Origin of the sequence: Erwinia sp. AnSW2-5, from assembly GCF_045107195.1 — a bacterium.
In the GTDB taxonomy this organism is placed as follows: domain Bacteria; phylum Pseudomonadota; class Gammaproteobacteria; order Enterobacterales; family Enterobacteriaceae; genus Erwinia.
On record NZ_JBJGXA010000001.1, the window covers coordinates 254,422 to 277,403 of the forward strand.

Genomic DNA, 22,982 nt, shown 5'->3' on the forward strand with positions numbered 1-22,982 from the left:
TTAGTTAAGCGTTTATCGCTGATTACACGGCACATAATAAATAGTAACCACAACAGATGGGGTAGTTCGGATGAAAATGAGTAAAGGTAGTGCGTTCCTGGCGGGCTGTGTGGCCCTGGCAATGAGCCATGCAGCAATGGCAAAAGACATCAAAGTGGCCATCGTGGGTGCGATGTCTGGCCCGGTTGCCCAGTATGGCGACATGCAGTGGACCGGTGCGCAGCAGGCCATTGCCGATATCAATGCCAAAGGCGGTGTTAACGGCGACAAACTGATCGCGGTGAAATATGACGACGTCTGCGATCCCAAGCAGGCGGTGGCAGTCGCCAACAAAGTGATTAACGACGGTATCCGTTACGTGATCGGCCACCTGTGCTCTTCTTCCACTCAGCCTGCTTCTGATATCTATGAAGATGAAGGCGTGCTGATGATTACCCCGGCAGCGACGGCACCTGACCTGACCAGCCGTGGCTACAAACTGATTATGCGTACGACCGGTCTTGACTCTGACCAGGGCCCGACCGCAGCAAAATACATCCTGAGCGAGATCAAACCGCAGCGTATTGCCGTGGTTCACGATAAGCAGCAGTACGGTGAAGGCCTGGCGCGTTCCGTACAGGACAGCCTGAAAAAAGCGGGCGGCAACGTGGTGCTGTTTGAAGGCGTCACCGCAGGCGACAAAGATTTCTCTACGCTGGTGGCACGTCTGAAGAAAGACAACGTCGACTTCGTCTATTTTGGTGGTTACCACCCGGAAATGGGTCAGATCCTGCGCCAGGCACGTGCGGCCGGTCTGAAAACCCAGTTTATGGGCCCGGAAGGTGTGGGTAACGCTTCCCTGTCGAACATCGCGGGTGCGGCTTCCGATGGAATGCTGGTGACGCTGCCAAAACGCTATGACCAGGTTCCGGCCAACAAAGCTATCGTTGATGCGCTGAAAGCGAAAAAAGAAGACTCTACGGGTCCATTCGTCTGGACAACCTACGCTGCCTTGCAGTCACTGGTTGCTGGTATGGAGCGCAGCAAAAGCGCAGAGCCGGAAGCTATCGTGAAGAACCTGAAAGAAGGCGCAGCCGTGCCAACGGTGATGGGCGACCTCAACTGGGATGAGAAGGGCGACCTGAAAGGCTTCGAGTTTGGTGTATTTAAGTGGCACGCGGACGGCTCTTCCACCGCTGTTAAATAAGCCAGGCTGTGGGCCAGGCTTGCCTGGCCCCTACGGAATAACGGAGGTCCGTGGGGGGAAGCCCAACGAATCCCCGTAGGGGCCGGGCATGCCCGGCCCTTTGTCGTTTTCATTCACCTGATCTGCTGTGCAGGTGGATTCGTAAGGTATTAAGGTATGTCCGAGCAGTTTCTCTACTTCTTGCAGCAAATGTTCAACGGTGTGACGTTGGGCAGCACCTATGCGCTGATCGCCATTGGTTACACCATGGTGTACGGCATCATCGGCATGATTAACTTTGCCCACGGCGAAGTGTATATGATTGGCAGCTACGTCTCATTTATCGTCATCGCCGCGTTGATGATGATGGGAATTGATGCCAGCTGGCTGCTGATTGGCAGCGGCTTCGTGGTCGCCGTGGTTATCGCCTCCTGCTATGGCTGGAGCATTGAGCGCGTGGCGTATAAGCCAGTGCGATCCTCTAAGCGCCTGATTGCCCTGATTTCCGCCATCGGGATGTCGATCTTCTTACAAAACTACGTCAGCCTGACCCAGGGATCGCGCGACCTCGCGCTGCCAAGCCTGGTGACCGGGCAGTGGACGATTGGCGAAAGCAACGGCTTTGCGGCCACCATTTCCACGATGCAGATCGTGATCTGGAGCGTGACGTTCCTCGCCATGCTGGCGCTGACAATCTTTATCCGCTATTCGCGTATGGGCCGCGCCTGCCGCGCCTGTGCGGAAGACCTCAAAATGGCCAGCCTGCTGGGCATTAACACTGACCGCGTGATCTCACTGACTTTCGTGATCGGTGCGGCAATGGCGGCGGTGGCCGGTGTGCTGCTGGGCCAGTTCTATGGCGTGATCAGCCCTTATATCGGCTTTATGGCCGGGATGAAAGCCTTTACCGCAGCGGTACTGGGCGGCATCGGGAGCATTCCTGGTGCGATGATCGGTGGCCTGATTCTGGGTATCGCCGAAGCCCTGACCTCGGCTTACCTCAGCACGGAATACAAAGATGTGGTGTCGTTCGCGCTGCTGATCGTGGTGCTGCTGGTGATGCCTACCGGTATTCTTGGTCGCCCGGAGGTTGAGAAAGTATGAAGAAGCTCAACCTGCTTAACGCCCTTGTCTCATCGCTGATGCTGTTGGTTCTGGCGGCCTTCTTTATGGGGATGCGCCTGGATCTCGATGGCACCAAACTGGTGGTCAATAACGCTGGCAACGTGCGCTGGAACTGGATTGCGCTGGGTTGTGGCGTGGTGTTTCTGTTCCAGCTGCTGCGCCCGCTGGTGCAGAGTAGCCTGAAAAAAGTATCCGGCCCGTCTCTGGTCTTACCCGGAATTGATGGCTCCACCCTGAAACAGAAGCTGTTTCTGCTGGCGCTGATCGTGGCGGCGGCGGTGTGGCCGTTCCTGGTGTCACGCGGCACGGTGGATATCGCTACTCTGACGCTGATTTACGTCATGCTGGGCCTTGGCCTGAACGTGGTGGTGGGGCTGTCAGGGTTGCTGGTGCTGGGTTATGGCGGTTTTTATGCCATCGGCGCCTACACCTTTGCGCTGCTCAACCATTACTACGGTCTGGGTTTCTGGGAGAGCCTGCCGCTGGCGGGCCTGGTTGCGGCGGCATTTGGCCTGCTGCTGGGCTTCCCGGTGCTGCGTTTGCGCGGTGACTACCTGGCGATTGTGACCCTCGGTTTCGGTGAAATCGTGCGTATTCTGCTGCTGAATAATACGGAGATCACCGGTGGTCCGAACGGCATCAGCCAGATCCCGAAACCCTCGCTCTTTGGGCTGGAATTTAACCGCAGCGCGCGCGACGGCGGTTGGGATACCTTCCACAACTTCTTCGGTCTGAAGTACGACCCGAGCGACCGCATTATCTTCCTGTACATGGTGGCGCTGCTGCTGGTGGTGATCACGCTGTTTGTCATCAACCGTCTGCTGCGTATGCCGCTGGGCCGTGCGTGGGAAGCCCTGCGTGAAGATGAGATAGCCTGCCGCTCGCTGGGCCTCAGCCCGACGCGCATCAAGCTGACCGCCTTCACCATCAGTGCGGCCTTTGCCGGTTTTGCAGGCTGCCTGTTTGCGGCCCGTCAGGGCTTTGTCAGCCCCGAGTCCTTCACCTTTGCCGAGTCCGCGTTTGTGCTGGCGATAGTGGTACTGGGCGGGATGGGGTCGCAGTTTGCCGTTATTCTGGCCGCGATCCTGCTGGTGGTGTCACGCGAACTGATGCGCGATCTTAACGAGTACAGCATGCTGGTGCTCGGTGGCTTAATGGTATTGATGATGATCTGGCGTCCACAGGGACTGTTGCCGATGAAGCGCCCGCATCTGAAGTTGAAAACTGCGGAAAAAGGAGAGCAGGCATGACTCAGCCTCTGTTAGCCGTTAATGGCCTGATGATGCGCTTTGGTGGCCTGCTGGCCGTCAATAACGTGGAACTGGAGCTGCGCCCGCAGGAAATCGTCTCGCTTATCGGCCCGAACGGCGCCGGTAAAACCACGGTGTTTAACTGCCTGACCGGGTTCTACCGCCCGACGGGTGGCTCCATCAAGCTGGGCGACAAACAGCTTGCGGGCCTGCCTGGGCAGAAGATCGCGCGCATGGGCATTGTGCGCACCTTCCAGCATGTGCGTCTGTTCCGTGAAATGACGGTGATTGAGAACCTGCTGGTTGCCCAGCATCAGCACCTGAAAAGCGGCGTGTTCTCTGGCCTGCTGAAAACCCCCGCCTTCCGTAAAGCGGAAAGCGAAGCGCTCGATCGTGCGGCGACCTGGCTGGATCGCGTCGGGCTGCTGGCGCTGGCTAACCGCCAGGCGGGTAACCTCGCTTACGGGCAGCAACGCCGCCTTGAGATCGCCCGCTGCATGGTGACGCGCCCGGAAATCCTGATGCTGGATGAACCGGCTGCCGGTCTGAACCCGAAAGAAACTCACGAGCTGGATGAGCTGATTGCGGAACTGCGCAACCAGCACAACGTCTCGGTACTGCTGATTGAACATGATATGAAACTGGTCATGGGCATTTCCGATCGTATTTACGTGGTCAACCAGGGAACGCCGTTGGCTAACGGTACGCCGGACGAGATCCGTAATAACCCGGACGTGATCCGCGCCTACCTGGGAGAGGCATAATATGAGTCAGGCGATGCTTTCCCTGAATAATATCAGCGCGCATTACGGCAAAATTCAGGCGCTGCATAACGTCAGTCTGCATATCAATCAGGGCGAAATTGTCACGCTGATTGGTGCGAACGGCGCGGGTAAAACCACCATCCTCGGGACGCTGTGCGGGGAACCGCGTGCGACTGAAGGGTCAATTACCTTCGACGGTAAAGACATTACCGACTGGCAGACGGCACGCATTATGCGTGAGGCGATTGCGATTGTGCCGGAAGGGCGGCGCGTCTTCTCGCGGATGACGGTGGATGAGAACCTGGCAATGGGCGGTTTCTTTGCCGAGCGCCAGCAGTATCAGCAGCGCATCAAGCGGGTGTATGAGCTGTTTCCGCGACTGTATGAGCGCCGTGTACAGCGTGCTGGCACTATGTCGGGCGGTGAGCAGCAGATGCTGGCGATTGGCCGCGCGCTGATGAGCCAGCCGCGCCTGCTGCTGCTGGATGAGCCGTCGCTGGGCCTGGCCCCGATCATTATCCAGCAGATTTTTGACACCATTGAACAGCTGCGTCAGGAAGGCATGACGATTTTCCTCGTCGAACAGAATGCCAACCAGGCGCTGAAGCTGGCCGACCGTGGCTATGTGCTCGAAAACGGTCATGTGGTGCTGGAAGATACCGGCGATGCATTGTTAGCCAATGAGGCAGTGCGTAGCGCGTATTTAGGCGGTTAACAGCCGGGTCGGGCATGCCCGACCCCTACGTAATTCGTAGGGGCGAGGCATGCCTCGCCCGATATCAATGAAACACCACCGGTCGTCACCTCGCTGTCACTCTACTGTCACAACCCCGTTATTTTTCTGTCATTTTCGCATGTCATGTTACCTCCCGACTCAAAGAATGCGCGATAACGCGCCTTACAACACCGGGTACAGGAAACCGACATGTCATCAATCGCCTTTCGTCATACCGCACTTAGCGTGGTACTGGGACTGACTCTTAGCGCCAATGCGCTGGCCGCCACCGAGATCCCATTCTGGCACTCAATGGAAGGTGCGCTGGGTGAAGAGGTCAACTCGCTGGCCACTCGCTTTAACGCAGAAAACCCTGACTATAAAATCGTACCGACCTACAAAGGTAACTACGAGCAGAGCATGTCAGCCGGTATTGCCGCGATTCGTTCTGGCAAAGCACCCGCGATTTTGCAGGTATACGAAGTGGGTACGGCCACGATGATGGCATCGAAAGCGATTGTTCCGGTCAATGAAGTGTTTAAAAACGCCGGCATTGCGATGGATCCGAAGCAGTTTGTCCCGGCAGTCGCGGGCTACTACAGCGATTCCAAAGGCCAGCTGATCTCCCAGCCATTTAACAGCTCCACCCCGGTGCTGTACTACAACAAAGACGCCTTCAAAAAAGCCGGTCTTGACCCTGAGCAGCCGCCAAAAACCTGGCAGGATCTGGCGAAATACACTGAAGCACTGCGTAAAGCGGGCATGACCTGTGGTTACGCCAGCGGCTGGCAGGGCTGGATCCAGATTGAGAACTTCAGCGCCTGGCATGGTTTGCCGGTTGCCACCAAAAACAACGGCTTTGACGGCACGGACGCGGTACTGGAATTCAACAAACCGACTCAGGTGCGCCACATTGCCCTGTTGGAAGAGATGAACAAGAAGGGTGATTTCACCTACTTCGGCCGTAAAGATGAATCCACCGCCAAGTTCTATAACGGCGACTGCGCTATCACCACCGCCTCTTCCGGCTCGCTGGCCGATATCCGCAGCCACGCCAGGTTCAACTATGGCGTCGGCATGATGCCGTATGATGCGACCGTGCCGAACGCACCGCAGAATGCCATCATCGGCGGTGCGAGCCTGTGGGTGCTGAAGAACAAAGATGCGGCAACCTACAAAGGTGTGGCCGAGTTTATGCAGTTCCTGGCGAAGCCTGAAATTGCCGCCGAATGGCACCAGAAAACCGGCTACCTGCCGATCACCACAGCGGCTTACGAGCTGACGAAGAAGCAGGGCTTCTACGACAAAAACCCGGGTGCAGATATTGCCACCCGTCAGATGCTGAACAAAGATCCGCTGCCATTCACCAAAGGGATGCGTCTGGGCAATATGCCGCAGATCCGTACCATTGTGGATGAAGAGCTGGAAGGCGTCTGGACTGGCAAGAAAACCCCGCAGGCGGCACTGGACAGCGCCGTTGAGCGTGGTAATCAACTGCTGCGTCGCTTCGAACAACAGACCAAATAGCGTTTGTCGTAGGTGCGGATCGTTGATCCGCACGTATGTAGGGGCGGATCAACGATCCGCCCGCCAGGGGCGACCAGAACTACGGTTAGCCCCTGCAACGTTTTTCGCACGAGATAACCCTTTATGTCCCAACCCCGTCCCGTATTTCGCGCGAAAGCGCTGCCCTATCTGCTGGTGCTGCCACAGCTGTTAATCACTATCGTTTTCTTCCTGTGGCCAGCGGGTGAAGCCCTGTGGTATTCGGTGCAAAACGTCGATCCTTTCGGCATCTCCAGCACCTTTGTCGGGCTGGAAAACTTTATTCGCCTGTTTGGTGACAGCTACTACCTGGATTCCTTCTGGACCACGCTGGTGTTCAGCGGTCTGGTGACCGTGATTGGCCTGGTGGTTTCTCTGCTGTTTGCCGCGCTGGTCGATTACGTGCTGCGCCTGAAACGTTTTTATCAGACGCTGATGCTGCTGCCTTATGCGGTGGCCCCTGCGGTGGCGGCGGTGCTGTGGATGTTTCTGTTCAGCCCCGGCCTGGGTCTGATTACCCATTTCTTAGGGCTGCTGGGCTACAACTGGAACCACGCGCAAAACAGCGGCCAGGCGATGTTCCTGGTGGTTCTGGCGTCAATCTGGCAGCAAATGAGCTACAACTTCCTGTTCTTCTTTGCCGCGTTGCAGTCGATTCCTAAATCCCTGGTGGAGGCGGCCGCGATTGACGGCGCTGGGCCGGTGCGGCGTTTCTTCAGCCTGTCGTTACCGCTGATTGCCCCGGTGGGCTTCTTCCTGGTGGTGGTGAACCTGGTGTATGCCTTCTTCGATACCTTCCCGGTGATTGATGCTGCCACAGGCGGCGGGCCGGTACAGGCCACGACGACGCTGATTTATAAAATTTACCGTGAAGGCTTTGCCGGTCTGGATCTCTCCTCGTCATCGGCGCAGTCCGTCGTGCTGATGGTGCTGGTGATTATTCTGACGGTGATCCAGTTCCGCTATGTCGAGAAGAAGGTGCGCTACCAATGATTGAAAACCGACGCGGGCTGGACATTTTCAGCCATACCCTGCTGGGCCTCGGTATCCTCACCGTATTGTTCCCGCTGTATGTGGCGTTTATTGCTGCCACGCTCAGTACGGAGCAGGTGTTTCAGGTGCCGATGCCGCTGATCCCCGGTACGCACCTGTGGGAGAACATTTCCAGTATCTGGACCCACGGCGTGGGGCAAAACAGCGCGCCCTTCAGCACCATGCTGTTTAACAGCCTGATCATGGCGCTGGCGATCACCACCGGAAAAATCACCGTCTCCATGCTGTCGGCTTTTGCGCTGGTGTGGTTCCGCTTCCCGCTGCGCAACCTGTTTTTCTGGATGATTTTTATCACCCTGATGCTGCCGGTTGAGGTGCGTATTTTCCCGACGGTGGATGTGATCGCCGACCTCAATATGCTCGACAGCTACAGCGGATTAACCCTGCCGCTGATGGCGTCCGCCACTGCTACGTTTCTGTTCCGTCAGTTCTTTATGACGCTGCCGGACGAACTGATGGAGGCTGCACGCATTGATGGTGCCAGCCCGATGCGCTTCTTCTGGGACATCGTGCTGCCGCTGTCGAAAACCAATCTGGCGGCGCTGTTTGTTATCACCTTTATCTACGGCTGGAACCAGTACATGTGGCCGCTGCTGATTGTCAGCGACAGCAAACTGGGGACGGCAGTCGCGGGGATTCGCAGCATGATTGCCACCGGCGATGCAGCAACCCAATGGAACCTGGTGATGGCGGCGATGATCCTCACGCTGATCCCACCGGTAGTGATTGTTTTAGTGATGCAGCGCGCCTTTGTTCGCGGTCTGGTTGAGAGTGAGAAATAACGATGGCAGGTGTAAGACTTCAGGCAGTAACGAAATCCTACGATGGGATAAACCAGATTATTCAGCCGCTGGATGTGTCGATCCGCGACGGTGAGTTTATGGTGATGGTCGGGCCAAGCGGCTGCGGAAAATCGACGCTGCTGCGCATGGTTGCCGGGCTTGAACGCGTGACCAGCGGGGATATCTATATTGATACCCGCCGGGTGACCGAAGAGGAGCCAAAAGATCGCGGTATTGCGATGGTGTTCCAGAACTACGCACTCTACCCGCATATGAGCGTGGAAGAGAATATGGCCTGGGGCCTGAAAATTCGCGGCATGGGCAAAGAGCAGATCCGTCAGCGCGTGCTGGAAGCGGCACGCAGCCTGGAGCTGGAAGCGCTGCTGCAACGCCGCCCGCGCGAACTGTCCGGTGGTCAGCGCCAGCGTGTGGCGATGGGGCGCGCGATCGTGCGTGAACCGGCGGTCTTTCTGTTTGATGAACCGCTGTCTAACCTGGATGCCCGACTGCGTGTGCAGATGCGACTGGAGCTGCAACAGCTGCATCGCCGCCTGAATACCACCAGTTTGTACGTGACCCATGACCAGGTAGAAGCCATGACGCTGGCGCAGCGGGTGATGGTGATGAATAAAGGCGTACTGGAACAGCTCGGGACCCCGGTCGAAATCTATGAGCGCCCGGCCACGCGTTTTGTTGCCAGCTTTATTGGTTCCCCGGCGATGAACCTGCTGGAAGGGCAGGTGAACACTGACGGTTCACGTTTTAATCTCAGCGACAGCATGGCGCTTCCCCTGAGCGTACCGAAGGCAAAATGGGCCGATCGCGCATTGACGATGGGGGTTCGCCCGGAGCATATTGAGCTCTCTTCCCAGCAGGACGGCGGCATTCCGCTGGTGGTGGATACGCTGGAAATGCTGGGCGCCGATAACCTCGCTCATGGCCGCTGGGGCAACAATAAACTGGTGGTACGCCTGCCGCATTCGGTGCGACCTGAGATGGGCAGTACGCTGTGGCTGCATCTGCCGCCGCAGTCGTTGCACTTCTTTGACCATAACGGACAACGGATCGACTAATGAATAAAACCTGGCCATACCCGCCCATTGTCGCCCATCGCGGCGGCGGGAAACTGGCGCCGGAAAATACCCTGGCCGCTATCGATATCGGTGCGCAGCTGGGCCACCGGATGATTGAGTTTGATGCCAAGCTGTCGCAGGACGGGGAGATCTTCCTGCTGCATGATGACACCCTCGACCGCACCAGCAACGGCTGGGGCGTGGCAGGGCAGTTGCCCTGGGATAAGCTGGTGCAGTTGGATGCCGGGAGCTGGTTTGGTAGCGCGTTTACCGATGAGCGCCTGCCGCTGCTGGCCGATGTCGCGGCACGCTGCCGCCAGCACCGTCTGATGGCCAATATTGAAATTAAACCGACCACCGGTCTGGAAGCAGAAACCGGGCGGGTGCTGGCGCTGGCGGCAAGGGTGATGTGGCTGGGGCAGATGATGCCGCTGCTGTCGTCGTTCTCGTATCAGGCGCTGGAAGCGGCACAGCAGGCGGCACCGGAGCTGCCACGCGGGCTGCTGCTGGATGAGTGGGATGACAACTGGCAGGCGCTGACCACCGCGCTGGGCTGCGTGTCGATCCACCTGAATCATACACTGCTGGATGCAGCGCGCGTTGCCCTGCTGAAACAGGCCGGGCTGCGTATTCTGGTGTATACGGTCAACAATCCCGAGCGCGCGCGCGAGCTGTTACAGTGGGGCGTGGATGCGATCTGTACCGACCGCATTGATGTGATTGGGCCGGATTTCGTTTAATAAAAAGGGCGGACCAGAACCGCGGTCCGCCCTTTCAGTTTGTTACAGGATTAATTCTGCGGCAGTTTTTTCACCTGACCGTCTTGGGTGCGCTGGGCCGCACTGTCACGCTGTTCCTGCATTTTCCGCTGCAAATCCTGCTGCTGACGCTGTTGATCCTGCTGGAGTTTCAGCTTCTGCTGCGACTGCTGGTTTTGCATATTCTGCTGTAAACGCTGCGTGCTGGGATTGTAGCCCGGCTGCTGTGGGTTGCTGTTATTGCTGTTGTTGCTCAGCATGTTCGCCATACCGGTTAACGGCAGAATGGCGGCAAAGATAACTAACCATTTCATTTTCATTTTTAGTCCTCCGTGTTACTGCCTTAAGTTTACGTCAGCCACAAGCCCTGTACGCCAGGAGTGCTCCTGATTTGCGTTAACGTTCGCCTTTCCCTGGTTTTTGTGCATATTTATCAATGGCAAACACAACAAAAAAATCCCAATAAATTTCAAGTTACAGGAAGGCGGCAACGGAATGCATCCCCGGGAGCTGACTGAAGTCAGTGACTGGGGTAAATGAAGGCAGCCAACGCACCTGTAGCTTGAAAGGTGACGGGGTTTAAACTTAAAGGATGTAACAATGATGACACAAGGTACTCTGAAGCGCCTGTCGTGGTCGCTGTTCGCCGGTTTACTGGTGTGGCAGGGGGCAGGTGCAGCACCCACGGCACCACCCGTTTCTTACGGGGTCGGGGCGGACACCTTCCATGCGGTGAAGGCGCAGCACGGTATGGTCGCTTCGGTCGATGCAACGGCAACCGAAGTGGGGGTGAAAATCCTCGAACAGGGCGGTAACGCGGTGGATGCGGCGATTGCCGTGGGTTACGCGCTGGCGGTGACCCATCCGCAGGCAGGGAACCTCGGCGGCGGCGGTTTTATGCTGCTGCGCACCGCGTCCGGGAATACCACTGCCATTGATTTCCGCGAGATGGCCCCGGTACACGCCAGCCGCGATATGTTCCTGGATGCGGCGGGCAACGCCGACAGCAAAAAATCACTGACCTCTCATCTTGCTTCCGGCGTGCCGGGCACCGTGGCGGGTTTCTCCTACGCCCGCCAGAAATATGGCACCCTGCCGCTGAGTACCTTAATCAAACCGGCCCTCGAGCTGGCCCGTAAAGGCATCGTGGTGAACGATTCGCTGGCAGATGACCTGAACGTGTACGGTAAAGAGGTGCTGGTGGGGTATCCGAACAGTAAAGCGATCTTCTTTAAAGCCGACGGCACGCCGTACCTGAAAGGCGAAAAGCTGGTGCAGCGCAATCTGGCGCGCAGTCTTGAACTGATCGCACAGCAGGGACCGGATGCCTTCTATAAAGGCAAAATTGCCGATGAAATTGCAGGCGAGATGCAGCAGCACGGCGGGCTGATCACTAAAGCGGACCTGGCGAACTACCGTGCGATCGAGCGTAAGCCGATCAGCGGTACCTACCGTGGCTATGAAGTCTTCTCGATGCCGCCACCGTCATCAGGCGGCATTCATATTGTGCAAATCCTCAATATCCTGGAAAACTTCGACCTGGCGAAGATGGGCTTTGGCAGCGCAGATGCGATTCAGGTGATGGCAGAAGCGGAGAAATATGCCTATGCCGACCGCTCGGAATATCTCGGTGACCCGGATTTCGTCAAGGTGCCGTGGCAGGCGCTGACCAGCAAAGCCTATGCGAAATCGCTGGCGCAGCAGATTGATGTCGCCAAAGCGCGCCCTTCTGCGGAGATAAAACCCGGTAAGCTGGCGCCGTATGAAAGCGATCAGACCACGCACTTCTCGGTGGTGGATAAAGACGGCAACGCGGTGGCAGTGACCTACACGCTGAACACCAATTTCGGCAGCGGTATTGTCGCCGGTAACAGTGGCATTCTGCTGAATAATGAGATGGACGACTTCTCCGCCAAGCCGGGCACGCCAAACGTCTATGGCCTGGTCGGCGGCGAAGCCAATGCGGTGCAGCCGTACAAGCGCCCACTCTCTTCCATGTCGCCGACCATTATTGCCAAAAACGGGAAAACCTGGCTGGTGACGGGCAGTCCGGGCGGAAGCCGTATTATCACGACTGTGCTACAAATGGTGGTCAACAGTATCGATTTCGGCATGAACGTCGCTGAAGCGACCAATGTGCCGCGTTTCCACCATCAATGGTTACCGGATCAGCTGCGCGTGGAGAAAGGCTTCAGCCCGGATACGCTGAAACTGCTGAGTCAGAAGGGGCAGAATGTGAAGGTGATGTCTGCAATGGGCAGCACGCAGAGCATTATGCTGGGGCCGGACGGGATGCGCTACGGCGCGTCAGATCCGCGCACCATTGATGATTTAACCGCAGGCTACTGATGTGAGGCGGGCCGACCTTTTTTCGGTCGGCCCGCTGGAGATCACGCCTGACGTTTTTGCACGTGTTCACTGAGCTGCTGATCAAAGTGCACTTCCGACCATCCCTCCTGTAACGCCTGCAACAGCAGCGCCTGCTGGGTCAGTGGCACCAGCCCGCCCAGCGGTGGGTCAGTATCCAGATTGGTGGGGAACGAATAACCCTCTGCGGCTGCGGCAATCACCGCATTGCGCTGTTCTGTCTCCAGCTGGCGCTGACGCAGCGCCGGATAAAGGCTCAGCAGCACTTTAACGTGGTTGACCTTCTCCATGGTTTTACCAAAGCTGGAAGAGACCTGCAGCAGGTTTGCCGTGCGAATATGATCCGCCGTGGTGTTATTGCCCGCCGCATGGAACAGCGCCGGGTTGAAGAACAGCCCGTCGCCTTTTTCCAGCGGGAGCTGAATCGCATGCTGCTGGAAGTATTCGATAAATTCGGGCTGACGCCAGGCCAGATACCCGCCCTCATACTGATGTGAAAACGGCAGAAGCTGGGTCGGGCCAGATTCCAGCGGCATCGCCGTGTGCGCGACGGCTCCTTGCAGGGTGAGATACTGCGACAGGATCTGTAAAGGCAGCGGGAAGCGGGCCACGACCTCATTACTCTGGAAACCCAGATGGTAGTCGCGGTGCGGCTGCTGTGCTTGACCGCCCGGCCGGACCTGATTGACCTGCGCGGTGATCTCATAGCCCGGCCCGACCCAGCTTTCGCAGATCAGCGCCAGCAGGGGGTTGCCGTAGTAATCGATAAAGGCATCGGCATCGCGCTCCGCCACTTTTTGCAGAGCATTCCAGATACGTCCGTTGCTGCCCGCTTTGGCAAAATGATCGCCGCCGCCGCCGGAGGCGGCCTCATCGCGCAGGATCGCTTCAAACAGTTCACTGCTGCGATCCACTGCCGCCAGATCGCGGTACAACCCTTTAACGACAAACACCCCCGGCCCGGCAGAGAGCGCCCGATGCAGCTCACTCAGCACCAACTGGCGGTCGTCACGGGCGGCAGCGATCAGTGACTCAGCCTGATAGATCAGCACATTCCGCTGCGCGCTGTGTGCCAGCGGGTAATCCTGCTGACGCAGTGACTGCTGTGAGACGGTGGCAAAATCATCCAGCGAAAGCTGGGCTTCATTGAGATAGATTGCGTTCATAGTCGATCGCTCCTACAGGGCCAGTATCTGCTGAGGCTGTGGCGCGCCATCATCACCGCAGCCCACCACGTTCTGATCAAAGTCGATAACGGCGCCGGTCATCATCCCGGACTCTTCAGAGAGTAAAAATGCCACGCCGCGTGCGACTTCCCGGGGTTTCAGCAGGCGGCCAAAGGGCTGCTGGCGCTCCGCTTTTTCCAGCCAGTCATCGCTCGCCTGGTGATACTGCTTCTGGATGTCATCTTCATGTGGCGTATCCATCCAGCCAATGTTCAGACCGTTGACGCGAATGCGGTTGCGCATGGCGCTAAAGGCGACGTTTTTGGTCAGGGTAACCAGCGCCCCTTTCGACGAAGCATAAGGGGTAAGGAAGCTCTGGCCGCCGTGAGAGGTCATGGTGATGATATTGACGATGCTGCCTTCCACCTTGTTGGCAATCATCAGTTTGATCGCGGCCTGCATCAGGAAGAACGGCGCCCGCACGTTGACGGCAAAGATGGCGTCAAACAGCTCCGGGGTGGTAGTGAGGATGGTGCCGCGATCGGACATGCCGGCACAGTTCACCAGGCCATGCAGTGTGCCGAAGCGCGCTGCGGCTTCAGCTATGACCTGCTCGCAGGCTTGTGGGTCACTGATATCGGCGGCGACAAACCAGGCTTCACAGCCGAGTGCGCGCAGTGATTCTTCCTGAGCCGCTCCCGCCTTGCGGTTGCGGCCACAGAGGATCAGCCCACGAGCGCCGCGTTCTGCCAGTAATCGTGCAACGGCAGCGCCCAGCCCCTGCGTGCTGCCAGTGACCACATAAACATTACCGTGAAACTGCTGATTAATATTTAAGCTCATGATTAAGCTGCCTTTATTGTTAGTTTGTGTAGGGTTGGTTGTCGGAGAAAATGGCTCCAGACCACCTTAGCACCAACATTTCATTAACAATACGCACGGATGACCTCAAAAAAACCTCAAAAATAAGCTATCAGATGTGGATTAAATACCGGAGGTGGGATTTTCAGTGAATGCGTTTTTTTGCTTTTTCTCTGCCATTTACGACAATTAGCACGCATAAGTCTCGTTTTATCCTGTTTTAAGCGTAAGTTTTGGGGGTGTTAAGCGTCATGCGTATTCCTGAAAGTAACGTGGGGCATCCATCACAAGGACGGTTATGAAGTACTCTGCACTGATCATCTCGTATTGCACCGTGTTGTTTGCCGGGTCATTGTCGGCCCAGGCTGACCCTGTTCCTTTCTCTGCCCCGCAGCCGTTGTTAACCGTCTCCGTTCGGCCCGATGTGCTGATTGTGCCGGTGAGCATCAGCGGCAGGCAGTATCATTTTCTGCTGGATACGGGCGTCAGTACGCTGATGATTGATAATGCGCTGGCGAGTGAGTTGACGCAGCGTCTGCCCGCTAATCAGGTTCCGGTGTTGCAGCGGGCGATACTGGCGGCGGGGATCCGGACGTCGGCGGGGCCGCTGCCTCATGATGCTCTCCTGCTTTGGCAGCCGATGGCGATAGCCATCGGAGAAAGTGTGTTACCCGCCACTGCCCCCTGGTTGGGTGTGGATCTCAGCGTGTTTACCGAGATGACCGGCGTGAAAATTGACGGGATTTTAGGACAGGATATTTTCCGCCAGTTTGTGTGGCAGGTTGATAATCAGCAGAAGCAGCTGACCGTCTGGCAGCAAGCGCCCGCCACGCTGAATTATCCTGCGTGTGTTCCCTACCGCGATGCTTATGATTCCGGGCCTGAATTGGTGCTGGACTACCACAACCGGCTGGTGAATATGACGGTCGATACGGGCGTGGATTACAGTTACATCGGTAATGACCTGATTAAAGTGAGCCGTGAGCGCCCTGAAAGTGCGGTGCTGACAGGCATTAATCAGCCGGTTCTGGGGTTAACCGGCCAGAAGGTCAGTGATGGCTACTCACTGACAGGCTTAAGCTTTAACCAGATGCCGTTGGGCAAGCTGCTGACGCGTGAGAATAAGCAGGGGGCATATGGCTTAGGGATGAACTTTCTGGCGCGCTTCGACAGCTATCTCTTCTTACCGAAAAAAATGCTTTTTTGTTACCGGGAGCAGGGCTTTACGCGCGATGAACCTGCACCACAACGTATCCTGGCCGTTCGTTATTACGCGCACCGGGTTGAGTTATTTTCTAATTCCCCTGCTGCACTTACCCGCTTTGGCCTGCAAAACGGTGACGTGCTGGTGGAAGTTAACGGCAGTAAGGTCCAGCCTGAAGGCATTCATTACCTCCGTATTGCGCTGGCAGATACGCCAGCAGGACAGCTGACGCTCAAGGTTGAGCGCCGCGGTAAAATGAAAACGATCAGGATTTGATGATGCAGAGGAAGGGCGCTCCCAGGGGCGGTTATGGCCGGAAACGCGCCATATAGAGCGCATCAACCTGCTGACCATTACGGACCGCATAGCGTCGGGCGCGACCTTCCGTTTCAAAACCAAACTGCTCATACAGTGCGATAGCGGCAGGGTTGTCGGCAAAGACGGTGAGTTCGATGCGCTCAACGTTCAGCCAGTTATCACAGAGATCGACGATGGTACGCATCATCGCCTTCGCCACGCCCTGACCGCGATAGCGGATATCGACCCCGAGACCAAAGGTGGCGGTATGACGGCGGCGGGCGCGACTGTTGACTTCCAGCGTGGCCTGGCCTGCCACTTCGCCATCCAGGCAGGCGACCAGCATCTGCATGCCATCTGGCACCGAAGCGATGCGTTCCTGCCACTTTGTTAGCGAGGGATGGGGGAGCTGTAGTGTATCGGCATAGGTTTCCGGCTGACTGTACAGCTGATGAATAGCCGTTGCGTCCTCGGCAAGCACATGTCGCACAACAATCTCACTCATTTCTTCCTCTCCTTAGTGTGTAGAATCCCCTTTAAAATCAGGGTTTTTTATCGCTATATCAAGCAAAAAATAATCAGGAAATACTTTACAAGTGCGAATGATAATGATTATTATTGCCATGCGTTTTCAGGAATGCCTCTGGCACAGATTGAGAAGGCACGACATTGCTCACATTGCTTCAGTATTTCTTAGCCAGCTCGGGTGCTGGCTTTTTTTTGCCTGTTATTTATTTCTTTCCAACAATTTCCCTGTTTGTTAATTGATTTGTATATCGAATATTTTGAACAGAGAAGACAATTTTCTCCGCTATCATCCACAGCGTGACAGGTACAGACTGTGTCAAAACGTTGAGGAGAATTGAATATGATTTACTTACGCAAAGCACAAGATCGTGGTCATGCTAATCATGGCTGGCTGGACAGTTACCACACTTTCTCTTTCGCCGATTACTACGATGCCAATTTTATGGGCTTCTCGGCACTGAGAGTGATTAACGAAGATGTGATTGATGGCGGTCAGGGATTTGGTACTCATCCCCATAAAGATATGGAAATCCTGACTTATGTGTTGTCCGGTACGGTGGAACACCAGGACAGCATGGGCAACAAAGAGCAGATCCCGGCGGGTGAATTCCAGATTATGAGCGCCGGTACCGGCGTTCGTCACTCTGAGTACAACGCCAGCAAAGACGTCCCGCTGCATCTGTATCAGATCTGGATCATCCCGGAAAAAACCGGTATTGAGCCACGTTATGCACAGCGCCGTTTCGACGACGTGCAGGGCCGCCAGCTGGTACTGTCACCGGATGCCCGTGAGGGTTCGCTAAAGGTGTTCCAGGATATGACGCTGTCGCGCTGGGCGTTGAAGGCGGATGAGAAGGGTAGCGTGGATGTTGAAGACGGCCGCCGCATCTGGATCCAGGTGGTGAAGGGGGATGTTACCGTCAATGGCGAAGCGGCAACCACGTCTGACGCGTTCGCTATCTGGGATGAAAAATCCCTGGCGATTGTTGCCAGCAGCGATGCCGAAATCCTGCTGTTCGACCTGCCGCCGGTCTAAGTGTTCTCCCTGTCACATTTTGGGTGCGGTTTGCCGCACCCTTTCTCTTTTTTATCCCCATCTTTGTTACACTCAGCTCCATTCGTTCCTATCCGTTGAAGCCAGATGAAGAAAAAAAGACCGGTACTACAGGATGTTGCCGATCGCGTAGGCATCACTAAAATGACCGTTAGCCGCTATCTGCGTCATCCCGATCAGGTTTCTGCCGCGTTGCAGGGCAAGATCGCGGCCGCGCTGGATGAGCTGGGCTATATCCCTAATCGCGCCCCCGATATGCTCTCTAATGCCACCAGTCGGGCGATTGGCGTGCTGCTTCCCTCGCTGACCAACCAGGTTTTTGCCGATGTATTACGCGGCATTGAAGCGGTGACCGATGCCGCAGGCTATCAGACGCTGCTTGGCCACTTCGGTTACAGCGCTGAAAAAGAAGAATTGCAGTTACGCTCGCTGCTGGGCTGGAACATTGATGGCCTGATCCTCACCGAACGCACCCATACTGCCGCCAGCCTGCGCATGATTGAAACCGCCGGTATCCCGGTGATTGAGATGATGGACTGCATCTCGCCGTGCCTCGATATGGCGGTCGGGTTTGATAACGTCGAGGCCGCGCGCCAGATGACCCATGCCATTTTGCAAAAAGGCCATCGTCATACGGTGTATCTTGGCGCACGCCTGGATGAACGTACCCTGCAGAAAGAGCAGGGCTATCGCCTGGCGATGCAGGAAGCCGGGCTGGAGCCTCGCTGCGTGATGATGGAAGCGGCATCGTCGTTTTCCGCCGGAGCGATGCTGATGTGTGAAGCGCAGAAGCGCTATCCGCAAACCGACAGCCTGTTTTGTACCAATGACGACCTGGCGGTCGGTGCGATGTTTGAGTGTCAGCGTCAGGGGTTGCAGGTGCCGCAACAGATGGCGATTGCCGGTTTCCACGGCCATGATATTGCCCAGGTGGTTAACCCGCCGCTGGCCACGGTGCTGACGCCGCGTGAGCGCATGGGGCACGAATCTGCGGCGCTGCTGCTGGCGCGTATTCGCGGTGAAGAGGTGAATGCGGCACCCGTGGATGTTGGCTTTACGATTTTAGCCGGTGGCAGTATTTAAACAGGGTCGGGCATGCCCGACCCCTACGACATTAATCGATTACCCCTTTGTGCCTCTCTCCGTCTGAATCTGTCATTTTTTTGAACTTCCTCACATTTAGCAGCTTTTTCCGCCGTGGCTGTTGCCATACTCACTGCACATCCAGACAATGTTACCGATAACAAATAACCCAACATATCTGCTACCTCTCTGCCGGAGCCATAACAATGACCACTCATTCATCGCCTAATCACGTCTTCGTACTGATGGGGGTATCGGGAAGCGGAAAATCTGCCGTTGCCAATGCCGTTGCGCATCAATTGAAGGCCGCCTTCCTTGATGGTGATTTCCTGCACCCGCGCGCCAACATTGAAAAAATGTCTGAAGGTCATCCGCTGAATGATGACGATCGTCGTCCGTGGCTGGAGTCGATCAACGATGCGGCATTCGCTATGCAGCGCACCAACAATGTGTCGTTGATTGTCTGCTCGGCGCTGAAAAAAAGTTATCGCGATATTCTGCGCAAGGGTAACAGCAACCTCTCTTTCGTCTATCTGAAGGGTGACTTCGATACCATCGAGTCGCGTCTGCGCGCGCGCAAGGGGCACTTTTTTAAACCTCAGATGCTGGTGACGCAATTTGCCACGCTGGAAGAGCCGGGCAGCGATGAAGATGATGTGCTGGTCGTCGATATTAATCAGTCACTTGATGAAGTTGTTGCGGCAACGCTCAAAACCATTGACGGTGCGACAGAAAAAAATAAGTAGGGTGTAATGAGTACTGCAACACTGGTGTTAACGGCAGCAGGCTCGGTTTTGCTGCTGCTGTTTTTAGTGATGAAGGCAAGGATGCATGCCTTTGTGGCGCTGATGTTAGTGTCCATCGGCGCGGGTCTGTTCTCCGGGATGCCGCTGGATAAAATTGCCACCACGATGGAAAAGGGCATGGGCGGTACGCTCGGTTTCCTCGCCATCGTGGTCGCGCTGGGCGCGATGTTTGGCAAAATCCTGCATGAAACCGGCGCGGTCGATCAGATCGCTATCCGTATGCTGAAAACCTTTGGTGAAAGCCGCGCCCATTATGCGATGGGGATTGCCGGGCTGATTTGTGCCCTGCCGCTGTTCTTTGAGGTGGCCGTGGTGTTGTTAATCAGCATTGCCTTTGCCGTTGCGCGCCGTACCGGCGACAACCTGGTGAAGCTGGTGATCCCGTTGTTCGCTGGGGTGGCCGCAGCGGCTGCGTTCCTGCTGCCTGGGCCTGCACCGATGCTGCTGGCTTCGCAGATGCATGCTGATTTCGGCTGGATGATCCTGCTGGGTCTGTGTGCTGCCATTCCGGGGATGCTGATCGCCGGGCCGCTGTTTGGCCGTTTCATTAGCCAGCATGTGACTTTTGGTGTTCCGGCGGAAGGCGATCATCCTGAATTTGATGAGAGCAAGCTGCCCTCGTTTGGCTTCAGTCTGTCACTGATCCTGTTTCCCCTGCTGCTGGTCGGGCTGAAAACCGTTGGCGCACGCTTTACGACACCCGGTTCAACGCTGTACGAGTGGCTGGAGTTTATCGGCCATCCGTTTACCGCGATCCTGCTGGCCTGCCTGGTGGCGATTTATGGTCTGGCGTACCGTCAGGGCATGGATAAAGAGCGCGTGATGGAGATCTGCGGTGCGGCGTTACAGCCTGCGGGGATTATTCTGCTGGTGATTGGTGCTGGCGGCGTGTTCAAACAGGTGCTGGTGGATTCCGGTGTGGGTCCGGCGCTGGGTAACGCGCTGACCGGGGCCGGTTTACCGGTGGCGTTGGCTTGCTTCGTGCTGGCTGGGGCGGTGCGTATTATTCAGGGATCGGCAACGGTGGCCTGTTTAACGGCGGTGGGCCTGATTATGCCGGTGATTGAACCACTGCATTATTCCGGCGCTCAGATGGCGGCGCTGTCGATCTGTATTGCTGGCGGCTCGATTATCTGTAGCCACGTTAACGATGCCGGTTTCTGGTTGTTTGGCCGCTTTACCGGCGCAACCGAAGCGCAGACGCTGAAGACCTGGACGCTGATGGAAACCATTCTCGGCACCGTCGGGGCGATTATCGGTATGATTGCATTCGAATTATTGTCGTAATGTTCCTGTAGGGGCGGACCCTCTTTTTCGGTCCGCCCGCTATCACCGTCACAGCTTCAGATAAATGCGTATCCCATCCAGGAACATCTGCGTCGCCAGCATAATCAGAATCAAGCCCATCAGCCTTTCCAGCGCATTGACCCCTTTATCTCCCAGCAGGCGTAAAAACAGCCCGGATAGCAGCAAAATCACTACCGTCAGCCCCCAGGCAATCAGCAGTGCGCCGACCAGATGGCCCATATTATCGGGGTACTGGTGCGACAGCAGCATCAGCGTTGCCAGCAGAGATGGCCCGGCCACCAGCGGGATCGCCAGCGGCACCAGGAACGGCTCTTCACCGGCCGACAGCCCGCTACTGCTGCTCTCCTGCGAAGGGAAAATCATCTTAATGGCGATCAGGAACAGAATAATACCGCCGGAGATCGACACCGTTTCAGTGCGCAGATTGAGGAACGCGAGAATTTTTTCGCCCGCGAACAGAAACAGCAGCATGATCAGTAGCGCAATCAGCATTTCGCGAATGAGCACCATCCGTCGACGTTTCGGCTCCAGATGCTTCAAAACCGACATAAAAATCGGCAAATTGCCCAACGGATCCATTATCAGCAACAATAATATCGTGGCCGAGATCATTTCAGTCATCGTTGTTGTTCTCTTTATTAATCAATGTTCGCCTCTTATAAGCAGAGCTGCTAAAAAAAAACCTCTAATCGATTTAATTCACTTGCCACTTTTGCTGCAACTTGTAGATTTGACGACAGGATATTTTTCTAAGTTTAACTGAATTAAGGGCGTTATCGTCGCAGCCAGTTTCGTCACCGCCAGCGCACAGCACCCGCAGCGTACGTGAAGTACGTGAGGACTGCGAGCACTGCCGGGGGCGAAAATGGCAAGTAAGGTAGCCCGGGATAAAGGTAATGATGAAGACAGTTGGTTTAGTAGGTTGGCGTGGGATGGTGGGATCGGTGCTGATGCAGCGCATGAGCGAAGAGCGCGATTTTGATGTGATTCGCCCGGTATTCTTTTCAACGTCTCAGCACGGTCAGGCGGCGCCAGCCTTCGGCGGTCAGTCTGCCGGCACGTTGCAGGATGCGTTTGATATTGAAGCGCTGAAAGCGCTGGATATTATCATCACCTGCCAGGGCGGCGACTACACCAGCGATATCTATCCTAAGCTGCGCGCAGCGGGCTGGAATGGCTACTGGATTGACGCAGCATCAACGCTGCGTATGAAAGATGATGCGATCATTATTCTCGACCCGGTCAACCACAAGGTGATCCACGACGGCCTGAACAACGGAATTAAAACCTTCGTTGGCGGTAACTGCACCGTGAGCCTGATGCTGATGTCACTGGGCGGCTTGTTTGAAAACAATCTGGTGGAGTGGGCATCCGTCGCGACCTATCAGGCGGCTTCCGGCGGCGGCGCGCGCCATATGCGTGAACTGCTGACCCAGATGGGCATGCTGCACAACCACGTGGCGAAAGAGTTGCAGGACCCGGCTTCTGCCATCCTCGACATCGAGCGTAAAGTCACCGAGCTGAGCCGGACTGGAGTGCTGCCAACCGATAACTTCGGCGTACCGCTGGCAGGTAGCCTGATCCCGTGGATCGACAAACAGCTGGATAACGGCCAGACGCGCGAAGAGTGGAAAGGCCAGGCGGAAACCAACAAAATCCTGCGCACCAGCAACGTCATCCCGGTTGACGGTCTGTGCGTGCGCGTAGGCGCACTACGCTGCCACAGCCAGGCATTTACCCTGAAGCTGAAAAAAGATGTGCCGCTGGCAGAAATCGAACAGATGCTGGCTGCGCACAACGAGTGGGTGAAAGTGGTGCCGAACGACCGCGAGATATCTATGCGTGAACTGACGCCTGCTGCCGTTACCGGCACGCTGAACACTCCGGTAGGGCGCCTGCGTAAGCTGAACATGGGGCCGGATTATCTTTCAGCCTTTACCGTCGGCGACCAGCTGCTGTGGGGCGCGGCAGAACCGCTGCGTCGTATGTTGCGTCTTCTGGTGGGCTAATTCCGGCATTTTCCCCTCTGTTGTTGGCAGGGGGGATGTCACCCTATTTCGATTTGCATCAATATTTGT

The 22,982-nt window shown here is 56.3% G+C and carries 22 protein-coding genes; 17 read left to right on the forward strand and 5 right to left on the reverse strand.

The genetic code is table 11. The features are described from left to right. The first annotated feature begins 70 nt into the window (after window positions 1-70). From ACFL9S_RS01105 to ugpQ, 10 genes are all read left to right on the forward strand, one after another. Window positions 71-1,186, forward strand: a complete 1,116-nt coding sequence (locus ACFL9S_RS01105) for a branched-chain amino acid ABC transporter substrate-binding protein (protein ID WP_405259799.1) — start codon at window positions 71-73, stop codon at window positions 1,184-1,186. Between the two features lie 156 nt (window positions 1,187-1,342). After that, on the forward strand, window positions 1,343-2,269 hold the full coding sequence (livH, locus tag ACFL9S_RS01110; protein ID WP_133846615.1) for a high-affinity branched-chain amino acid ABC transporter permease LivH: 927 nt from the start codon (window positions 1,343-1,345) through the stop codon (window positions 2,267-2,269). Beyond that, window positions 2,266-3,540, forward strand: a complete 1,275-nt coding sequence (locus ACFL9S_RS01115) for a high-affinity branched-chain amino acid ABC transporter permease LivM (RefSeq protein WP_405259800.1) — start codon at window positions 2,266-2,268, stop codon at window positions 3,538-3,540. Before livH ends, ACFL9S_RS01115 begins: the two co-directional genes overlap by 4 nt. Next, a complete protein-coding gene (gene livG / locus ACFL9S_RS01120) occupies window positions 3,537-4,304 on the forward strand; it encodes a high-affinity branched-chain amino acid ABC transporter ATP-binding protein LivG (protein ID WP_405259801.1) in 768 nt (255 codons plus the stop codon). Before ACFL9S_RS01115 ends, livG begins: the two co-directional genes overlap by 4 nt. A gap of 1 nt (window position 4,305) precedes the next feature. Then, the gene (gene livF, locus ACFL9S_RS01125) at window positions 4,306-5,019 is read left to right on the forward strand and encodes a high-affinity branched-chain amino acid ABC transporter ATP-binding protein LivF (protein ID WP_405259802.1); all 714 of its coding nucleotides are present in this window, start codon (window positions 4,306-4,308) and stop codon (window positions 5,017-5,019) included. Between the two features lie 210 nt (window positions 5,020-5,229). Next, complete coding sequence (gene ugpB / locus ACFL9S_RS01130) at window positions 5,230-6,546, forward strand: sn-glycerol-3-phosphate ABC transporter substrate-binding protein UgpB (RefSeq protein ID WP_405259803.1); 1,317 nt, start codon at window positions 5,230-5,232, stop codon at window positions 6,544-6,546. Window positions 6,547-6,669: 123 nt separating this feature from the next. Next, window positions 6,670-7,557, forward strand: a complete 888-nt coding sequence (ugpA, locus tag ACFL9S_RS01135; RefSeq protein ID WP_405259805.1) for a sn-glycerol-3-phosphate ABC transporter permease UgpA — start codon at window positions 6,670-6,672, stop codon at window positions 7,555-7,557. Continuing rightward, entirely contained in the window at window positions 7,554-8,399 is an 846-nt protein-coding gene (ugpE, locus tag ACFL9S_RS01140) for a sn-glycerol-3-phosphate ABC transporter permease UgpE (protein ID WP_405259806.1), read from the forward strand. The genes ugpA and ugpE overlap by 4 nt, the downstream gene beginning before the upstream one ends. Before the next feature lie 2 nt (window positions 8,400-8,401). Continuing rightward, on the forward strand, window positions 8,402-9,472 hold the full coding sequence (locus ACFL9S_RS01145; RefSeq protein ID WP_405259807.1) for a sn-glycerol-3-phosphate import ATP-binding protein UgpC: 1,071 nt from the start codon (window positions 8,402-8,404) through the stop codon (window positions 9,470-9,472). Beyond that, the gene (gene ugpQ, locus ACFL9S_RS01150) at window positions 9,472-10,212 is read left to right on the forward strand and encodes a glycerophosphodiester phosphodiesterase (protein ID WP_405259809.1); all 741 of its coding nucleotides are present in this window, start codon (window positions 9,472-9,474) and stop codon (window positions 10,210-10,212) included. The genes ACFL9S_RS01145 and ugpQ overlap by 1 nt, the downstream gene beginning before the upstream one ends. Before the next feature lie 50 nt (window positions 10,213-10,262). On the opposite strand, the gene ACFL9S_RS01155 is transcribed toward ugpQ, so the two are convergent. Beyond that, a complete protein-coding gene (locus tag ACFL9S_RS01155) occupies window positions 10,263-10,550 on the reverse strand; it encodes a DUF2756 domain-containing protein (protein ID WP_405259811.1) in 288 nt (95 codons plus the stop codon). A gap of 280 nt (window positions 10,551-10,830) precedes the next feature. Here ACFL9S_RS01155 and ggt point away from each other — a divergent pair, with 280 nt between their 5' ends. Beyond that, window positions 10,831-12,579 (forward strand): gamma-glutamyltransferase, encoded by a 1,749-nt coding sequence (gene ggt / locus ACFL9S_RS01160; protein ID WP_405259813.1) that lies wholly within the window; start codon window positions 10,831-10,833, stop codon window positions 12,577-12,579. 41 nt (window positions 12,580-12,620) lie between these two features. On the opposite strand, the gene ACFL9S_RS01165 is transcribed toward ggt, so the two are convergent. Beyond that, window positions 12,621-13,763, reverse strand: a complete 1,143-nt coding sequence (locus ACFL9S_RS01165; protein WP_405259815.1) for a phytanoyl-CoA dioxygenase family protein — start codon at window positions 13,761-13,763, stop codon at window positions 12,621-12,623. Between the two features lie 12 nt (window positions 13,764-13,775). Then, the gene (locus tag ACFL9S_RS01170; protein ID WP_405259817.1) at window positions 13,776-14,606 is read right to left on the reverse strand and encodes an SDR family oxidoreductase; all 831 of its coding nucleotides are present in this window, start codon (window positions 14,604-14,606) and stop codon (window positions 13,776-13,778) included. A gap of 316 nt (window positions 14,607-14,922) precedes the next feature. On the opposite strand from ACFL9S_RS01170, the gene ACFL9S_RS01175 reads away from it, so the two are divergent. Next, window positions 14,923-16,104, forward strand: coding sequence for an aspartyl protease family protein (locus tag ACFL9S_RS01175; protein ID WP_405259819.1), 1,182 nt, complete (start codon window positions 14,923-14,925; stop codon window positions 16,102-16,104). 31 nt (window positions 16,105-16,135) lie between these two features. Here ACFL9S_RS01175 and ACFL9S_RS01180 read toward each other — a convergent pair whose 3' ends face one another. Next, window positions 16,136-16,630 carry a GNAT family N-acetyltransferase gene (locus tag ACFL9S_RS01180; protein ID WP_405259821.1) on the reverse strand — a complete coding sequence of 165 codons (495 nt, stop codon included), beginning with the start codon at window positions 16,628-16,630 and terminating at the stop codon, window positions 16,136-16,138. 363 nt (window positions 16,631-16,993) lie between these two features. Here ACFL9S_RS01180 and ACFL9S_RS01185 point away from each other — a divergent pair, with 363 nt between their 5' ends. The 4 genes from ACFL9S_RS01185 (at window position 16,994) to gntU (ending at window position 20,883) form a co-directional block, all read left to right on the forward strand. After that, the gene (locus ACFL9S_RS01185; RefSeq protein WP_405259822.1) at window positions 16,994-17,689 is read left to right on the forward strand and encodes a pirin family protein; all 696 of its coding nucleotides are present in this window, start codon (window positions 16,994-16,996) and stop codon (window positions 17,687-17,689) included. A 105-nt stretch (window positions 17,690-17,794) separates the two neighbouring features. Beyond that, window positions 17,795-18,790, forward strand: coding sequence for a gluconate operon transcriptional repressor GntR (gene gntR / locus ACFL9S_RS01190; protein WP_405259823.1), 996 nt, complete (start codon window positions 17,795-17,797; stop codon window positions 18,788-18,790). A 206-nt stretch (window positions 18,791-18,996) separates the two neighbouring features. Continuing rightward, window positions 18,997-19,536 (forward strand): gluconokinase, encoded by a 540-nt coding sequence (gene gntK / locus ACFL9S_RS01195; RefSeq protein ID WP_405259825.1) that lies wholly within the window; start codon window positions 18,997-18,999, stop codon window positions 19,534-19,536. Between the two features lie 6 nt (window positions 19,537-19,542). Next, window positions 19,543-20,883 (forward strand): gluconate transporter, encoded by a 1,341-nt coding sequence (gntU, locus tag ACFL9S_RS01200; protein ID WP_405259826.1) that lies wholly within the window; start codon window positions 19,543-19,545, stop codon window positions 20,881-20,883. 48 nt (window positions 20,884-20,931) lie between these two features. Here gntU and ACFL9S_RS01205 read toward each other — a convergent pair whose 3' ends face one another. Continuing rightward, window positions 20,932-21,525: a YhgN family NAAT transporter gene (locus ACFL9S_RS01205; RefSeq protein ID WP_405259827.1), complete on the reverse strand. Its 594-nt coding sequence runs from the start codon at window positions 21,523-21,525 to the stop codon at window positions 20,932-20,934. A gap of 278 nt (window positions 21,526-21,803) precedes the next feature. Here ACFL9S_RS01205 and asd point away from each other — a divergent pair, with 278 nt between their 5' ends. Next, window positions 21,804-22,913, forward strand: coding sequence for an aspartate-semialdehyde dehydrogenase (gene asd, locus ACFL9S_RS01210; protein WP_405259948.1), 1,110 nt, complete (start codon window positions 21,804-21,806; stop codon window positions 22,911-22,913). The last annotated feature ends 69 nt before the right edge of the window (window positions 22,914-22,982 follow it).

Bases quoted from the DNA above. Each gene is read 5' to 3' on its own strand.
- ACFL9S_RS01180 (WP_405259821.1), bottom strand. From the start codon at position 16,630: ATGAGTGAGATTGTTGTGCGACATGTGCTTGCCGAGGACGCAACGGCT.
- ACFL9S_RS01145 (WP_405259807.1), top strand. From the start codon at position 8,402: ATGGCAGGTGTAAGACTTCAGGCAGTAACGAAATCCTACGATGGGATA.
- ugpA (WP_405259805.1), top strand. From the start codon at position 6,670: ATGTCCCAACCCCGTCCCGTATTTCGCGCGAAAGCGCTGCCCTATCTG.
- ggt (WP_405259813.1), top strand. From the start codon at position 10,831: ATGATGACACAAGGTACTCTGAAGCGCCTGTCGTGGTCGCTGTTCGCC.
- ACFL9S_RS01205 (WP_405259827.1), bottom strand. From the start codon at position 21,525: ATGACTGAAATGATCTCGGCCACGATATTATTGTTGCTGATAATGGAT.
- gntU (WP_405259826.1), top strand. From the start codon at position 19,543: ATGAGTACTGCAACACTGGTGTTAACGGCAGCAGGCTCGGTTTTGCTG.
- asd (WP_405259948.1), top strand. From the start codon at position 21,804: ATGAAGACAGTTGGTTTAGTAGGTTGGCGTGGGATGGTGGGATCGGTG.
- livG (WP_405259801.1), top strand. From the start codon at position 3,537: ATGACTCAGCCTCTGTTAGCCGTTAATGGCCTGATGATGCGCTTTGGT.
- ACFL9S_RS01175 (WP_405259819.1), top strand. From the start codon at position 14,923: ATGAAGTACTCTGCACTGATCATCTCGTATTGCACCGTGTTGTTTGCC.
- ACFL9S_RS01155 (WP_405259811.1), bottom strand. From the start codon at position 10,550: ATGAAAATGAAATGGTTAGTTATCTTTGCCGCCATTCTGCCGTTAACC.
- ACFL9S_RS01170 (WP_405259817.1), bottom strand. From the start codon at position 14,606: ATGAGCTTAAATATTAATCAGCAGTTTCACGGTAATGTTTATGTGGTC.
- ugpQ (WP_405259809.1), top strand. From the start codon at position 9,472: ATGAATAAAACCTGGCCATACCCGCCCATTGTCGCCCATCGCGGCGGC.
- ACFL9S_RS01105 (WP_405259799.1), top strand. From the start codon at position 71: ATGAAAATGAGTAAAGGTAGTGCGTTCCTGGCGGGCTGTGTGGCCCTG.
- ugpB (WP_405259803.1), top strand. From the start codon at position 5,230: ATGTCATCAATCGCCTTTCGTCATACCGCACTTAGCGTGGTACTGGGA.
- livH (WP_133846615.1), top strand. From the start codon at position 1,343: ATGTCCGAGCAGTTTCTCTACTTCTTGCAGCAAATGTTCAACGGTGTG.
- ugpE (WP_405259806.1), top strand. From the start codon at position 7,554: ATGATTGAAAACCGACGCGGGCTGGACATTTTCAGCCATACCCTGCTG.
- ACFL9S_RS01185 (WP_405259822.1), top strand. From the start codon at position 16,994: ATGATTTACTTACGCAAAGCACAAGATCGTGGTCATGCTAATCATGGC.
- ACFL9S_RS01165 (WP_405259815.1), bottom strand. From the start codon at position 13,763: ATGAACGCAATCTATCTCAATGAAGCCCAGCTTTCGCTGGATGATTTT.
- ACFL9S_RS01115 (WP_405259800.1), top strand. From the start codon at position 2,266: ATGAAGAAGCTCAACCTGCTTAACGCCCTTGTCTCATCGCTGATGCTG.
- gntK (WP_405259825.1), top strand. From the start codon at position 18,997: ATGACCACTCATTCATCGCCTAATCACGTCTTCGTACTGATGGGGGTA.
- livF (WP_405259802.1), top strand. From the start codon at position 4,306: ATGAGTCAGGCGATGCTTTCCCTGAATAATATCAGCGCGCATTACGGC.
- gntR (WP_405259823.1), top strand. From the start codon at position 17,795: ATGAAGAAAAAAAGACCGGTACTACAGGATGTTGCCGATCGCGTAGGC.